Origin of the sequence: Simkania sp. (genome assembly GCF_965215465.1) — a bacterium.
Lineage (GTDB): Bacteria > Chlamydiota > Chlamydiia > Chlamydiales > Simkaniaceae > Simkania.
This window is the reverse complement of sequence record NZ_OZ244056.1, coordinates 653788-670747: the sequence shown is the minus strand read 5'-3', so window position 1 is coordinate 670747 and position 16960 is coordinate 653788. Positions and strand designations below refer to the sequence as shown.

General features: G+C 44.0%; 8 protein-coding genes. 6 read left to right on the top strand and 2 right to left on the bottom strand.

Features of this window, described 5'->3' with window-relative positions; genetic code table 11:
• Positions 1–23 precede the first annotated feature (23 nt).
• Both ACOOFG_RS03080 and ACOOFG_RS03075 read left to right on the top strand, forming a co-directional pair.
• The gene (locus ACOOFG_RS03080) at positions 24–2927 is read left to right on the top strand and encodes an insulinase family protein (protein ID WP_420422178.1); all 2904 of its coding nucleotides are present in this window, start codon (positions 24–26) and stop codon (positions 2925–2927) included.
• Positions 2920–3258, top strand: coding sequence for a TfoX/Sxy family protein (locus tag ACOOFG_RS03075; protein WP_420422177.1), 339 nt, complete (start codon positions 2920–2922; stop codon positions 3256–3258). Before ACOOFG_RS03080 ends, ACOOFG_RS03075 begins: the two co-directional genes overlap by 8 nt.
• A 2-nt stretch (positions 3259–3260) precedes the next feature.
• On the opposite strand, the gene ACOOFG_RS03070 is transcribed toward ACOOFG_RS03075, so the two are convergent.
• Positions 3261–5891, bottom strand: coding sequence for an MGH1-like glycoside hydrolase domain-containing protein (locus tag ACOOFG_RS03070; RefSeq protein ID WP_420422176.1), 2631 nt, complete (start codon positions 5889–5891; stop codon positions 3261–3263).
• Between the two features lie 64 nt (positions 5892–5955).
• Between ACOOFG_RS03070 and ACOOFG_RS03065 the strand changes: the two genes are divergently transcribed.
• From ACOOFG_RS03065 to ACOOFG_RS03055, 3 genes are read left to right on the top strand one after another with little or no spacing between them, the layout of a single operon-like run.
• Positions 5956–7335: a dihydrolipoyl dehydrogenase family protein gene (locus ACOOFG_RS03065; RefSeq protein ID WP_420422175.1), complete on the top strand. Its 1380-nt coding sequence runs from the start codon at positions 5956–5958 to the stop codon at positions 7333–7335.
• Complete coding sequence (locus ACOOFG_RS03060; RefSeq protein ID WP_420422174.1) at positions 7332–8042, top strand: TVP38/TMEM64 family protein; 711 nt, start codon at positions 7332–7334, stop codon at positions 8040–8042. Before ACOOFG_RS03065 ends, ACOOFG_RS03060 begins: the two co-directional genes overlap by 4 nt.
• Positions 8032–8613 (top strand): CDP-alcohol phosphatidyltransferase family protein, encoded by a 582-nt coding sequence (locus ACOOFG_RS03055; RefSeq protein ID WP_420422173.1) that lies wholly within the window; start codon positions 8032–8034, stop codon positions 8611–8613. The genes ACOOFG_RS03060 and ACOOFG_RS03055 overlap by 11 nt, the downstream gene beginning before the upstream one ends.
• A 37-nt stretch (positions 8614–8650) precedes the next feature.
• Here ACOOFG_RS03055 and ACOOFG_RS03050 read toward each other — a convergent pair whose 3' ends face one another.
• Positions 8651–14116, bottom strand: a complete 5466-nt coding sequence (locus ACOOFG_RS03050) for a hypothetical protein (protein ID WP_420422172.1) — start codon at positions 14114–14116, stop codon at positions 8651–8653.
• Between the two features lie 241 nt (positions 14117–14357).
• Between ACOOFG_RS03050 and ACOOFG_RS03045 the strand changes: the two genes are divergently transcribed.
• Positions 14358–16943 carry a hypothetical protein gene (locus tag ACOOFG_RS03045; protein WP_420422171.1) on the top strand — a complete coding sequence of 862 codons (2586 nt, stop codon included), beginning with the start codon at positions 14358–14360 and terminating at the stop codon, positions 16941–16943.
• Positions 16944–16960: the final 17 nt, after the last annotated feature.

Here is a 16960-nt window from a genome sequence, read left to right as displayed (position 1 = left end):
ACACATCAAGCTAAGGACGACAAATGAAATCAAAAATCTTTCTCTTTATCTGTCTTTTTGCAACCTTCTCGCTTTCAGCAGATACGCCAAGTTATGAAGAAATTACCGACCGCAATAAGCTCGAAGTTCGCACTCCAAGTCTAGCTTCCCGCAAAACAGCAAAAATTCGCCTCTACAACGGTCTTGAAGTTTTACTCATTTCTGATCCCGATGCTTCCCAATCAGCAGCAGCACTGGCGATGGAAGTTGGCTCATGGTCCGACCCTGATGAATATCCTGGAATGGCTCACTTCACTGAGCACCTCCTCTTTATGGCGAGTAAAACTTACCCTGAAGAGAATGGTTACTTCAAACAAGTGACCAATAATAGCGGGATGCTCAATGCCTTCACGGCTTCTGATCGCACAGTCTACTCATTCTGCGTGAACCACGACGCTTTTCCTGCGACTCTTGACTATTTCTCTCACATGTTCATCGATCCCCTTTTCAGTCAATCGGGAGTGGGGCGCGAACTTCACGCTGTTGACCAAGAACACGATAAGAATATCGAAAATGATGGTTTCCGCGAATACATGGTTCTTAAAACGACTGGAAACCCCAAGCATCCTAATGCGCGCTTTGCAACTGGAAATGCCGAAACTCTTGGTGGCATTCCACGCGAAGCGGTTATCAAATGGTACAGCGAAAACTATAGTTCAGATAAGGCACACCTTGTTATCTATGCAGCTCTCCCCATTGAAGAGCTTAAAGAACTTGCTGCCACACATTTCTCAGCAGTCCCATTGAACTCAAATCCCAAAGCCTCTTTCCCAGAAAGACTCACGACAACTTCTCAGCAAGGTTCAATCACCTACATCACCCCAGTAAAGGAAGTGCGTGAATTGGGAATTTATTGGGAACTGCCCGAAAGTTTTTTTGCAAACATCGAAGATAAGTCCGACGCACTCCTTTCGTATATTCTCAGTAGCCGACACCCTGAAAGCCTTTATAGCAAGCTCAAACAAGCCGAACTGATCGACACTCTTTATGCTGGCTGCCACCCGTTTTCAAAAGACAGTGGCTTTTACGCAGTTGATTTCATCTTAACTCCTAAGGGTGTGGGTCAAACAGAACAAATTTTAGAAGCTTTGTTTCAAACAATGAATACCATCAAAGAGCATGGAATTCCCCCCTACATCTTTGATGAAACAAAAAACATGGCAAAACTTGACTATGAATATCAAGGACGCGCTCACCCATTTGGCTTTGTCACAGATGCCGCCTACCGTATGGCAGAAGAGCCCCTTGAAACTTTTCCTCAAATGTCGATTCTTCCTACAGAGTATAGCGCAAACGATTGTGCAAAACTCGTAGGAATGCTCCATCCCAAAACAGCTCTTTACAGCCTAAAAGCTCCTCCAGCAGAAACAGGAGTGAATGGAAATCAGGTTGAAAAGTGGTCAGGAGCAAAATATACTGTCCAACAGCTAGACGAAAAGATGCTCGCATCATGGGGAGAAGGCACAACCCAAATGAGCGCTGTTTATCCCAAGCAAAATCCTTATATTCCATCTGACCTTGCACTCGTCACCCAAAAAAGAGAAACAGAAGAGACTCCTATTCCTTCTCTTCTCGTTGATGATGAGTTTGGAAAGGTGTACTACTGGGAAGATGGGCACTACCTCGTCCCTGAAGTCTCCTGGATCTTAAGCTTTAAATCGCCTCTGATTGACCGTAGTGCACATCAAATTGCTCTCATCAACTTGTTTAAAAAGTGTATCAGTGACCACATGGTTGCAACAAGTTACTATACCAATGCAGCAAGTCTTTCCGCACATGTTGGAGATACCGACTACAAATTTGGGATCTATATCAACGGATTTAGTGAGAAAGCTCCTGTTCTACTCGAACAAGTCCTCGATGGGATCAAAACTTGCAACTGGACAAGAGAAGAGTTTGAGCTCCAGCGCTCTCTTCTCATCTCTCAATACGAAAACTTTCGCAAAGCTCCGCCACTCACGCAAGCTGTTGAACTTCTTGAAAACGTTCTTTTCGATATTTATCCTAGAAAAGAAGCGGAGCTTAATGCGCTGCGCTCGCTTTCCTATGAAGACTTCTTAAATTTTAAAGCAAAGTTCATGCAGCAAGCCTACGCAGAAGTCCTTCTCACTGGAAACATGACTCAAGAGGATGCTTACAAGACTTGGAACTTGGTCCAAAACAAGCTCCACTATCTCCCTTATCCAAAAAGCCAACATCCCGAAAGAAGTTTTCTCGTGTTGCCCTCACACCAGGGACCTTATAAGCTGCAAGAAACAGCAGATACTCTCGGACATGGGGCTGTTCTCGTCCTTCAAGAAGGCCCTTTTTCATTCGATAAAAATGCTTCGTCATCTATCTTATCGAAAGGCATTTCAGAAGACTTTTTCAATACTTTGCGTACAAAACAACAAACTGCTTACATCGCTCAAACGACAAAGATGGAAGAAGACGGACAACTGTTCCAACTCTTTTATGTGCAGTCAAGCACTCACCAACCTGATGAACTCATTGCACGCTTTGAACTCTTCTTAGAAGATTATGTCAAAGACTTTGAAGCAAAGATTCCTGAAGGGCAATTTGATAACATTCGAACTAACATCATTACCTTAGCGAAACAGCCGCCAGACAATCTCGCCGGAATGGCTGGGCGTCTCTACATGCTAGCCTTCAAATATGATGGAGACTTTCGCCACATTGATAAAAAAATCGATGCATTAGCTGAGCTCGACTACGAAACGTTTAAGCAAGACAGTATCTCTTTCTTGTCTCGCTCCAACTCCAAGCGCATCGCCATCATGCTCGAAGGACATCCGCCTGAAGGTAAGGGCTTCCGTTATCAAGACATCACTGCAGACGAGCTCAAGACGCGCGGCGCTTATGTCACATGGAGGACACCTAATGAGTAAATGGAAACGTTCATCCGAAGCCTTAGTTGAAAAATTCCATGGTTGCATGGACATCTTTGAAGAACTTGAGCCACGTAAAATGTTTGGCTACTCTTGTCGCTTTCTCAACGGCAATATGCTCACAGGGCTTCACGAAGAAAATTGGGTTCTGCGCCTTTCTGAAGAAGATCGTGAAGAGATTCAAAAGCTGGGTGCAAAGCCGTTCGAGCCTATGGGACGCAAGATGCGGGAGTACGTGCTACTCCCCGCTGAAATTCTTGTGGATGAGGCCCAGCTAAAAGTCTGGATTGAGCGATCTATTGCCTTTGTAGGCGCTCTCCCCCCTAAATAAGATCACTGATAGTCGCTAAGCTGCTTCACAAGTTTGGCGACAAATCCGGTCCACCCCATTTGGTGGTTGGCTCCCAATCCTTGCCCAGTGTTCCCATGAAAATACTCATGAAAGAGGATGTAATCTTGGAAATGTGGGTCAGTTTTGAACTTTTCTCGATCACCAAAAACGGGCCGGACTCCTGCTTCATCTTTTTCAAAGATACTCACAAGGCGACGAGAGAGTTCTGCTGCCACCTCCCAAAGGGTCATCATGTTCCCCGAACCTGTAGGACATTCGACTTTAAAGTCATCCCCATGATAGTGATGAAACTTTTGCAGCGACTCGATGATGAGGACATTGATGGGAAACCAAATCGGTCCACGCCAATTGGAGTTTCCTCCAAACAGTCGGCTTGTGGACTCGCCGGGTTCGTAATCAACGGTGTAGCTTTCTCCATCGATTTCTAAGGTGAAGGGATTTTTCTCATGGCATTTCGAAACGGCGCGGATACCATACGGGCTTAAAAACTCCTCTTCATTTAACATCATCTTGAGTAGCTTTGTCAGCTTATCTTTGTCGAGAATCGCAAGAATGCGACGGTCTTCTTGTCCTGGAGTTTTCATACAGGCCACTTTACTGCAGAGGTCATGACGGTGATTGAGAAACCAATCCATTTTGTTTTTAAAAATTGGCAGAGACTCAAGTGTTTTATGGTCGATTGTCATGACAGCAAGGAGTGGCATGAGCCCCACAAGAGAGTGGACTTTGATGGGATATTCCTCTCCAGTAGGGAGTTTGAGAACGTCGTAGTAGAAACCGTCTTCTTCATTCCACAAGGGATGCGAGCGCTCTGCTGAGAAATTGATGGCATCGGCAATCAACAGGAAGTGATTGTAAAACTTGTTGGCCATGTCTTCATATGTCCGGTCTTCTTTTGCAAGTTCAAGGGCAATCGTCAGCATGTTGAGACAAAACATGGCCATCCAGCTTGTTGCATCGGATTGATACAGGGTTCCATCTTTGGGCAAGTGCTCACTACGGTTGAAAACACTGATATTATCAAGCCCCAAGAATCCTCCTTGGAAAATATTGCGGCCTCCTGAATCTTTTCGGTTCACCCACCAGGTAAAGTTAAGCAAGAGCTTTTGAAAAACACGCTCTAAGAAAAATCGGTCTGCTTCTCCGGTACGCCGCTCTTCAATTTTATAAACCCTCCAGGTTGACCAAGCGTGGACAGGAGGATTCACATCGTAAAAGTTCCATTCATACGCGGCAAGTTGACCATTGGGGTGCATGTACCACTCTTGAGCAAGAATGTAGAGCTGTCTTTTTGCAAAATCAGGATCAACCATGGCAAGAGGAATGGCATGAAACGCACTATCCCAGGAGAAAAACTGAGGAAACTCCCATGTATCTGGAACAGAAAAGACATCATCGGAATAGAGGTGAAGCCATTCGCTGTTACGAGCAGAGCATGAATCATGAGAAGGCAGAGGAGGACGAAAATCAGGATCTCCTTTAAGCCAATCGGGAATAATGAGGTTGTAGTACATCTTATTCCACAGCATCCCAGCTATTGCTTGACGACCAATTTCGCTGAGACCTTCGGAACATTTGGGATAAAGCTCAGCATAAAACTCTTCTGCTTCACGAAACCGGGTTTTAAAGACTTTTGAAGCGTCACTTAAAGGCTTCTTTTCCTCTCCTTCTGTTGTCAAACGGAGATAAATCACTTTCTCTTCATGTGGTGGAATCAAAAACTTGTAGTGGAAGGCGGCTTTCGTTCCTTTCTTTTCGGAGTTGACGGCGGTCGTGTCTCGTTTAACGAGATAGTCATTGAACCCATCTTTTGCAAACCCTTTACGTTCTGGAGCTCCCATGATGACTTGCTCATTGGTTTCATTTTCTGTGAAAAGCAGCTCTTCAGCTTTATCTCCATAGAGGTAATAGGTTCCCAAAGAGGGATGAGATGCTTTGATCTTTCCATCGACTTCTTCAATCACGGGTTTTTCAACCCCTTGTTGAAACCATGTATTACGTGACCAAAGAGTTGGAAGAACGTGAATGACTTGTTGCTCATTTCCCCTATTGCACACAGTCAACCGCATATAGATATCCGTGGGACTATCTTTGGCATACTCAATGAAAATATCGAAGTAGCGATTGTGATTAAAAATACCCGTATCGACAAGTTCGTATTCGGGTTCTTCTTGAGAACGAGAAGCATTTGCCTTACGAATTTCTTCGTAGGGATAGGCCGAATGAGGATATTTATATAGGTACTTCATGTAGGAGTGCGTCGGAGTGTTGTCAAGAAAGTAATAGTACTCTTTGACATCTTCTCCGTGGTTGCCTTCAAGGTTCGCTAGCCCAAAGATGCGCTCTTTTAAAATCGGATCTTTTTCGTTCCAAAACGACAAAGCAAGGCACAGGCGTTGATGGGTATCTGAAATCCCAGCGATGCCATCTTCTCCCCAACGGTAGGCGCGCGACATCGCATCTTCATAAGTGAAATACCCCCACGCATTCCCATCTTTGCTATAATCTTCACGGACTGTTCCCCATTGCCTTTCTGGAACATACGGCCCCCAATGCTTCCAGTATTTTTCCCTTTTTTTGTTTTCCTTTAACCGCTTTTTTTCAGCCAGCATTGAAGCCCTCGTTGCAAACTATCTTCTAAAATTCTTATATATAAAATAAAAACCAAATAATCAAATGTACGATATCATTGTCATCGGCGCTGGATCTGGCGGACTTGTCATTGCTATAGGTGCGGCAAAAGCCGGCAAAAAAACTTTGCTCATCGAAAAAGGCGAGTTTGGGGGTGATTGCACCAACTATGGATGCATTCCAAGCAAATCGTTGATTGCATCTGCATTAGTGGCTCACACAATCAAATCGTCTGAAACTCACGGAATTCAAGCTGAATCTATTGAAATCAATACCGGGAAAGTTCTCGATCGCGTGCGCGGAATTGTTGAGACAATTCGATCGCACGAAGATCCCGAGGCATTAGAAAAACACGACGTTAAAACTCTCGAAGGAGCCGCTTCTTTTAAAGACCCTCATACACTCATTGTCAATGAAACAGAGGTGCAAGGCAAGCAGATTGTCATTGCAACGGGATCCACTCCTTTCATTCCACTCATTGAGGGCCTTGAAAAAACCCCGTTTTATACAAACGAAAATATTTTCTACTTAAAAAAGCTTCCCAAGAGCATCATCTTTGTTGGCGGCGGCCCAATCTGTTGTGAGTTGTCTCAAGCTCTTGCTCGACTTGGGACCGAGGTCACTCTGATTGAAAGTCAAAAAATCCTTGCACGCGAAGATGCAGATGCCCGTAAGGTGCTTGAAACCACTTTGCAAAAAGAAGGCGTTTCTCTCATCTTTGGTGACCGCCCCAGAAAAATCCTTTTGGAAGACCGCTATAAGGTTTGGGTCGGAGACAAGATACTTCATGCAGATGCTTTATTTATTGGAACGGGAAGACATCCTGATTTAAAACCCCTCAACCTCGATAACGCACAAGTCAAATGGACACAAAATGGAATTGTCGTCGATGCATACGGACGGACAAATCAGCGTCACATTTGGGCGGTCGGCGATGCAATTGGACCTCCTTTCTTCACCCACTATGCTGAAAACCAAGCCAGGACAGTTCTCAAAAACCTCATCCTCCCTTTCAAATTTAAAAAGTCCAACCAACCTCTTCCTCGCACAACCTACACCGATCCTGAAATTGCAAGCATTGGACTGCTTGAAGAAGAAGCCACACAAAAGTATGGAACCAAAAAGCTTGCCCTTTATACAATTCCTTTATCAGACGTTGACCGAAACCTCACGAGTGGTCACACCGAAGGATTTGTCAAAATCATCACAAAAAAATGGAGCAGTCAAATTATTGGGGCAACAATTGTAGGGCCAAGAGCTGGTGAAATGCTCATGGAAATCAGCATGGCAATGTTTACCAAAACCCCTTTAAGAAAATTGAGCAATTTAATTCACCCCTACCCGACATACAGTTTAGCCATCCGTAAGGCAGCAGATCTCTACCTCACTCAAACATTATTAGGAGCATTTAAACGAAAATCATGAGTTGGAAAAAATGGATCCCCATTGTTGTCATCATCATTTTAATGGTTGTAGCCTACTTTTCAGGAGTCACTGACTATCTCACGTTTGACAATTTAAAAGCCCATCGGGAAAAGCTACTCGACCACATCCATGCACATCCCATCTTATCTCCGGTTCTCTATATCCTCCTCTACATCATTGTCGTTGCCCTGTCGCTTCCAGGTGGAACCCTTTTAACTCTCTTTGGAGGCTTCCTGTTTGGAGTCCCCATTGGAACCATCTATGTTGTGATCGGAGCCACCATTGGGGCCACATGCATTTTTATCGCTGCCAAAACAGCCCTTGGAGATGTCCTCAAGAGAAAAGCCGGACCGTTCTTGAGCAAAATGGAAAAAGGATTTCAAAAAAATGTCGTCAGCTATCTTCTCTTTTTACGCTTTATTCCCCTCTTCCCCTTTTGGCTCGTCAATCTCGCGCCCGCCTTTTTTCAAGTGCGACTTTGGACCTACATCTTGACCACTTTCATCGGGATCATTCCTGGAACATATGTCTATTCTCAAGCGGGAAGTGGGCTTGGAGCGATTTTTGATACAGGACAAACTTTTTCGCTCGATGCTGTTTTTAATACCCAAATCAAGATCGCCCTCGTTGTCCTGGGAGTCTTTGTTTTAATTCCTATATTTGTTAAACCTTTACTCAAGAAATACGGCAAAAATAATGATCGATAGTTATTTCCGCTCACCTTATCAAAAGCGGATCATTCACCCTTTACTCAAATGGAATTTCATAGGACGTGTTTCGCCTGCCCTCCTCACGCTCATTGGTTTACTTTTCGGACTTCTTGTCCCTTTCTTTCTCGCTTGGCACTTCTCTTTTCTTGCTTTAGTAGCTTTGGTAGCTTCGGGTTTTTTAGACACGCTTGATGGGTCTGTTGCACGCAGTCAAAAAGTGACTTCCAATCGAGGAGCGGTTTTTGACATCCTTGCGGATCGTGCTGTCGAAGGTGGAGTGATTTTAGGACTTTACTTTTACGACCCTACGAGAAGTTTACTTTGCCTATTGATGATGGGAAGCATCTTGCTTTGTATCACTTCTTTTTTAGTTGTTGGAGTGTTCCAAGCAAATACGTCAGAAAAGAGTTTCCACTACAGCCCAGGATTGATTGAGCGCGCTGAAGCGTTTATCTTTTTTTCTCTGATGATTTTGATGCCCCAATTCTTTACGGTCTTAGCGATCCTGTTCGTCACACTAGTTCTCTTTACTGCCGCTTTGCGCACCTACCAATTTAGGTCTCAATAGCTCTCTATACCGTCGAGCCTTCTCTCGGGTAAACAACTTATGAGTTCATCTCCTTCATGAAGGCACTGTACTTTTTGTAAGGAACCGGCCGGCCCTCTTCGTAGCGATACACCATCTCATTTTTAAGTTGATCTTTTGACATCTCACCCATTCGAATCGAATAGAGCTCTCCCTTGATGTTTACCACAACATGGTTGGGGAGAACATGCAAAGTCTCGTCTGGCTTAAGATGGACGTTGTAAAAGAGGTTTTCCGTAGCAGTGCTACCTTCAAAGACTAACTGACCCTGGATCTCTGATTTGAATGCGACATACGTTCCCTTTGAATGCTTCGTTGTATGATCAGGCATACTTTCTACGGCAAAGCGGAAGAGCGCATAAGGATCATCGAAGTTTTGCCAGGGAGCATCGAAAACGCGCGCGGCATTTTGCTCTGGTGAGTTTGTATCAATGTTGTGCTTTGCTTTGAGCTCTTGAATCTTATCGTACACTTGGCCCCACTGCTCTTTATCCATAAGCTGTGGTTTTCCACTTTGCATCCAAATCGTGCGATCGGTTTTCATTCCACGAACTAAGATATTTTCCCATGTGATCTCGTTCCAAACATACGAAGGAAGTAAAGGCATGACCTCTCGATTGAAATCAGCTAAAAATTCCTTACTCATCACCATTAAGAATGGGGTTTTCATTCCTCCAATTTTGCGTGCTGCATTGTACTGCAAGAACTGCCCATAAGTGTCAGAAAGAACGGATGCACCTGGAATCGTTCCTCCTCCAGTTTTATCTGAACTTGAAACTCCATCATCATCAACAGTTGAATGAACTGTCTCAGCTGCACGGAAAACTGTCTCAATAGAGTCTTTGGTTCCAACTGATCTGACGGCTCCTTTTGCAAAGGGAACGTTCATTAAAAAATCTTCAGACAATTCGCCTATCGATGCGTGATGTCTTAAAAACGCTTGTGTATCAGTCACTGTCAATGGCATGACGTCTTTCCCTCCATTGGGCAAGTCGCACCAGTAAAAACCAACACCTGCTTCGAGGTATTGCCTCATTTTTTCAGCTTGATCAGGTGTGATATTCAACAAATCATCACTTGAGGCAAGAATCACATACCCTTCTGGGAGGTAGTTTTCAGCAAGCCACTGTAGATCATGTGCGGAATGTGCATAAAGCGGCTTATCACCAACGACAATGCCTCCTTTTGTTCCGCCATCTTCTCCGTATTTAAGAACCGAAGCGCGGGTTGCAGAACCGGCATCAAGCATTAAGATCTCTGTAGGTCTATATAAAGTGGCATCGACTAGGGTATCTGCTAAAGGGCCAATTGACCCCATTTCAACTCCAACTTTCCCACTGTCTCTGGCTTGGGGATGAGAACTTGAAACCACGTGTCTGTACGCATAAAAAACACTTGAGTCTGGAAGTTTTGGCATTCCATGTGGGCTATAGGCATGTTGGTACCCTACAGCACTCCGCTGTAAGGCCTCTCTTCTCTTTTGCCCTTCCGTCTTATCTCCTTGAAGATCCACACTTGGCAATTCCGCATCAGGGAATTCGACTGCAAACGCATCACCTGAACGCTGGTCAGATCCAAAAACACGCGCCTCACTAGGTCGACTTAAATCCTCTTCAATATCGTTGAGGAATTGATGCATCTGACTTTTGTAGTATTCAAGCACTCTTTCTTTCATTTCAGGAGGTAAGCTCCGAAGAAGAATTTCTAATTCGATGTAATCATACCGCTTATCAACTTGGTTTCGTGCAACCTCAAGATTGATCAAAGAAAGATCATCGACAAGCTCTCCTGGGTCAAGAACCATGAGTCGCTGACTTCCTGAAGAGTCTTCAAAAAATCCGGTATCACACATGAAGTTCGTATCGAGGTCAAAAAGGCCTCTTTTCCAAAGGTCACGGAAAAGGCCTACCCCTTGATCGACAAGTAATTTTAGACCTTCTTCATCTTTTGCATCGATAAAGCGTTGCGCCCGGTCTTTGAAAACTTCGTCAGCAAAAACCGATTGTTTTGCATTATCTTCTGCAGTAAAAGCGCGCGGCTTTCCATAAATTTCTAAAACAAAGTCTTCTTCAATAAAGCGGAATGGAATCACGAGGTCTTTTCCGAGTCGTGCAGCCGTCGTATATCCCATTGACTTGTAGTTTTTATTCTCAAACGATGTGATCACTTTCATCACAAAGATATTGAGATCGTTCCAGCTTCGAAGAGCTGGGATGTACTTACTAAATCTTGGTGAAGTGAGCAATTTGCTAATAAACTGCGAGGTGATGAGTTTATCTTGCTGGTCACCCATTCCCATTTCTTTTCGCCCTTTGAATAAAACGTGTTTCAAAAAGCCCGTAAAATCAGGGTCGAGAGCTTCATGTGGAATCTTCACAATCGTTCCATCCGTAAGACGGTAAACGATGTTTTCTGCGCCGCCCCCAATCAGGCGCGCTTCTCCTGGCCTTTGCGGAGTTGCAGGTGTATCCTTTGTTGTCGCTCGAATCGAAATGACTTCATCAAACAGACTCGAAATCTGTTCTTCACCGAAGTCCGCGACATTTTGCGTGCTATCCAAGAAGTCCACCGGACATTCTGAAATGCTGTGACCTAAACGTTTTGCTTGCTGCAGAAGCTCGATATCAAATGCAAGTGAGTCGTTTTTTAATCCAAGTGCTGCAATTTGCTGCCAAGCACCAGCTCTAAACAGTTTAAATCCCGTCTGGGTATCACTGATATCAAACAGATGGGGGAACATCCCTTTGACCATGAGGTTCAGTCCCATACTACGCAGCAAGAAAGGAATCGGTTTGTTTTCCACTTCACTTTCTTGTAGACGACGTGAACCAATGGCCACCCCACTGTTTTCATGACACTCTGCAAAAAGGTGGGTCATTTCTAACACGTCAATCTTATCTGAAAAGTCGATAAACCCAACAAAGTCACTCGAGCTTGCTGCATCACTCATTCCATAACGGACCGCAGAAGCCTTACCTGTCGGTTCTTCTAACACAATGTGTCGGCCTGAGACATTTCCTCCTGACTCGCGCTCTAAAATTTCAATAAAGTCTCTTTCAATTCCTGAAGTGCGCTCTTTTCGAGCATCAACGACGAGGAACTCCCACTCAATGGTATCATATTCCCCAAGAGATTCTTTCACTTGACGCATCTTAGGAACTAAAACGCGCTCAATGTAGTCACGACTCGTCCCATCCATGTTATACTGAATCACCATGCTGACTTTTCGTTTTTCACCTTTCGTCTGAAGTTCTTCGTGAATTTGCGCAACCCGTGCAATACCTCGATCTAATCGCTCAATATTGGGGTCCATGAGCACACGCTTTTTGGACGCAGAAGCCTCTACTTGCTTTTTACCATGTTCAAGCCACTGTTCAAAAGCCACACCGAGAGGGATGTCATCACAGCGATCGAGAAAGCGACCAAAAGAATCAAAGCCATGCTTTGAAATCAATTTTGTCGCAGGATTGTCTCCAAAAAGGAGTGGAACGATCACTCGTGCATAGTGCGGATCTTTATTGAGGAGCTCCATCACATCCATCACTTCAGGAAATTCGTGAAAGAAAAATGCAAGTGCATCAGACTCTTCAAGGTTTTCTTTCAAAATCAAGAAGCTCTTTACAACAGCTTCAAGCTCATCTTGTTTTAAATCATTTGTCGCAACTTTTTTCAGGAAATTTTCAATGGCGTGAACGAAATTTTTAAAGTCACGAGGAGCAAGGCCTAAGTAGATATCATCGAGGTGTTCGATGACAAATCTCCACTTCGGATCACTGGCAAGTTTAAGTAGAGATTGAAAGAGCTTTCCTTCTTGAGTTAAAGCCCGCCCTTTAATCTTAAATTCTTCTAAGCTGCCCATCGGAGCGCCCGATGGAGGATTTGCTGGAAACGATTTTTCCCAAATGCGCAAAAGACCATTTAACATCGAACCACTTTGGTCTGCCGATTTAGATTCAATTGCCGAATCGGTCCAAACGATTCCATCTTCTCCGACACTATGTCCTTTTTTCATTGTTAAACGGAAGATTTCCGAATCAAAAGCCATACTCAGCTCAGTAAAACCTTCATGAACATCAGTAATCACATCTGGTCTGAAAACCTTGGCACCGACCTGGGTATCTGTGAGCTGAACATTCAAAAGAAGTCTGACGAGTGAGTTAAACGCAAACGATTGCAAATGACGCTCTGCAGACTTTCCGACAACGTGAGCACCTTGAATCCTTCTTGACCCAATCCCAACTTCATGACCTAAATCTGGGTTGTAAATCTGATTCAAGAGAATCCCGCTGTTCCCCAAGTTCACCGACGTATCACAGTCTGTATAAATAATCGCTGCGGTTTTTGGGGTTTTGAACTGTTTATCTGGAGCTACCTGAGCCAAATAACGAAGCCCTACCTGAATAGCACCTCCTTTGACACTGGCGCGTGCAAACTCATCACCGCTCATCCCTGCAATTTCAGGATCTTTGTACATGGCGATTTCTTCTTTCAAATCGACATCATAATCGAGAAAGTGAACTTGATCTCTAACACCATCGAATTCTGCACTCTGCATCATCTCGCGCATCACATCAATTGTACGTGGAGAGTCTCCTTTGGGCTCATCTTCGACAAAAGTCAAGGACCATTTAAAGTGTTCAAGCCCCCCAAAGAGAAACTGAAGCTGCTCAATTTTTACACGAAGAAAGTCTTCACCAGTAAAGCACTGGTCTTGTGTTTGCAGACGATTATGCTCTTGATAAGTTGCTGCTAAAAAGGCAACTTGCTGCTCAGAATCGACCTTTTCATCCATTCCGATGAGTAAGATCTTCGAAACGACAAGTTCAATCATGCTGTAATCATCAAGCGAAAGGTCTCCACCTCTCACTTTAGAAACATAGGCAGTCACGACCTCTTGAATGTCATTTCGGGACTGATTTTTTAACGTGGCGACATCGACATGGGATAAAACGAAATTCGCATTGCGGTACAGTGCTTGACGTTTTGCAAGCCCCGCGCGATTCAGTCGACTGAGGATTTGTTGGAATTCAATCTGTTCAGCAGGGCTGAGTTTGCCTCGGCGTGCATAGAGGTCCTGAGCACGTTTCTGATCTTCGGATAAACGGAGTTCGTGCGTCTCAGCACCCTTTTTTCGCGACTCACGAAATGCAGAGTAATCAGTTAAAAGCGTGTAAGCTGTTTGATAATCTCGAATCCCTGTTCCTGCAAACTTTCTCATGACCCAGCCAAGCGTTAAATCACTTTTCTGGTAGTGCTCAACTGCTTTTCTGACGGTTTGGAAGCCTGAAAAAATCCAGTTTCCAAATTGCTGCATGATTCCTGGGCTGACCGAGACCTCCTCGACCTCTCTTTCGTCGAGAGAAGATCCTAGGTTGGGCTCCTCACGCTCTAAGAGTAAGTGAGAGCAATTGACTACCCTATCACTTTCTGCATTAGGTGTTTGTGTATTTTCGTGAATTGGCGTGTCAACGCGCATTGAAGCCATAATTTAGACCCTTCCATTCCGTTCATCCCTTAATTATTATTTTACAGTAAATTAATAATTTAATAATAAAAAATTAAATACACACAAGCAAACAAAACGATAAGTAACTTAGCAACAATTATTTATGTATATGACTATCCGACAAATGCTTATATTAAGCACTTAACAGTCAATAGATTATTGTTTAGTTAATTTTAATTAATAAATATGTTATAATTATTTCAATTGGTTGGGGGACCGAATGACAATAAAAGATGGAATTACAATTCGCCCAAGAGGGCAATCTTATCTCGTAGGATTTGAGGAACCATCTCATATCTCTAAGACTGATTCACTTAAAGATGCTCACACCTTAAAAGCTTTCTATCAACACATCAGGGATCGAGCCAACGGACTCTTCTCCATCAAGGAAATCGGAGAGCGCAATGGAACAGTCACCCCTGTGACAATTATACAAGGTGGTAAAGAAATAACTCTGAACATTGATGTCTTTGAGCTCCAAGAAGAGCTCGACCTCAGCCGTCTTTCTCACCTGACATTTTCAAGCCCCTCAACTTTCGCCACAAACACAACAGAAGCGCTTCAGGCTGGAAATTTTCGCGATGGTTTTACCCTTGCCGCGACCTCTTATTTTGAACTCAAACAAAAAAAGGTTTCAGAAGTTCCACGTCAATGGAGCTTTTTCTCCCCTCAATCTCGTCTTGTAGTGGATGAAGATAAAGTTGTTTTAACTCGGCGGGGACTTTCCCGTTTCGAACGGATCTTTCACCGTTTATTTAATACAAACACTTATCGCGAATATATGAGACAAAATACAGCAACCATTGAAGCTTACCAAAACTTTCTCCAGCGAGAAGTAGGCGCAGCAAAAGTCAATCTCATTGAAAGAACTTTCGGAATTTCTCTTGATGAAATGAAAAACGAAGGCCATCCTCTTCTCCCTTCCCACATTCATTATTTCAACACGGGAATGAATCACATTGAAATGCGCGACGTCGAAGCCTTTAAAGAAAAAATCGAAAACGTCTTTAAAGATTATCATGAAGAAGAGCGTGTCATTGACTTCTTTACTGAAGAGGAACACAATTTTACAATGCGGGAAATGCGAGGGATGCTTACATTCTTCGAAACCCCAGAAACTACTACCATGAAGCAGCTCCACGAGCATTTCGAACAAGCATTTTTCAATCGCTGCGTGGATGCTGTGATGACACCTCGGGCAGATTGGGAAGGAGCCTACACAGGACGAAAATTTAGCGCCCCCATTAAAGGATCATACAATAAAGAAGTCGATGATTACGAGACTTTGCGCTACGAAATTGACATGCAAGAAATGGCGCAAGTCCACCATGAAATTCTCGATGCAGCTTCAAGTGATGAAACCCTCTCCTTAAGAATTTTCAATGAATACCTCGTAAAAATCGCTGCTAAAAAACATCCGATGATCAGCACTGCAGATGGATCTGAATGGCGTGTGGGTGGAATCATTCCCTCTCCTTTTCGAGATGTCCATGGTGAAATCGTTTGGTACCGTGTTGATCAAGCAGTTGACTCAGCTCATGGGAAGCTTTGGTATGTCTTTAAACCTGCAAACGAAGATACATCCGGAGACTTCCCCGTTTTTCGCGCAATGCGTGATACTTGCAGACAAAACTACGCCCTGAGAGCAGGACCAACCTTGTCCCGTGACCTAGCTGAGCATGCAGGTTATAAATATAGCAACACGACAGAACTGGAAGACCGAGAGTTCTTTGACCAATTCACACTCCCCGTTTGGATGAGTTACCTCTTTGCTGCTACAAAAGAAAACAACACGGACGAGCGCCTTCAACTATTAAAAACAGCCACAGAAGAACTGATGCAAGAGGTTGCTTGGCGTTTCACTAATCTAAGATTAACTCCTGCAGAAAAAGGACGTTATACCGAGAAGCTTGAAGCATTTCTTACAAAGAAAAGTGCCTTGTTAGCAGCCCCCAGTGAGGAGGCAATTGAGGATTTTATCGATCAAATAAAAGCATTTGCATCGCGCAAGGACCGCATCCTTTTTGAAAAGCTTCTCGATGGGAAACACCCCCCACCTGTTGTTTCTGGAGGAAGCAGCTTAGGTGGATTTGACGCACAATTTGATGTTGTCAAACATACAGCTTATCGCCACCGATTACCTATTACACTCATGCTAGTCTACTCTCATAGCACCTTAAAAATTCATGAAGATGATGACAAAGCGCTAACAGAGTTTATGCTCAAGCACAAAGATGTCATGCACGCGATGGGTGGCACCCTAGCTTTCGATCACATCACTGAAGACGGGGACATCGTGTCCATGTTTGGAAGTGACCGCACCTTTTTAGGAAAAGGCCTCAAAGATCAAGGAGGTTTCCCTTTTGAATTTAGAGTCTTTAGCCCTCTTAAAGAAACAAGTGACAGTCCCGAAATTCTACAATTAGGCACCCACATCCGCCGAGTGGAAGGGCTCAAGAAAGGAACGGATATTGAATGGGCAGATTACAGCGTTGAGCAGTACGAAGAGATTTCCCGACAAAAGCGAGTTGCCCGAGCCACTCTCGATGCGTGGCATTGGGGGGGCGTGAAATTAGGCCTCTTTGGAACAAGTGACTCTGTCTGGAGACTTTCCCGTTATTTCAACCGGGGAACTCCACACATTTCATGGGAAGACCGGAATAAAAAACTCGTTGTAAAATACGAAGAACGGCACCGCTTTGCTTCCATCCATCCGAATCACTTACAAACTGAAAGAAGGAGCGCCAGAGAATCCTCTGCAGAACACCTCCTCGATTCTCTAGATATATCGAGCCCGCTCCTCTAACTCTCTTTGAATTAGAA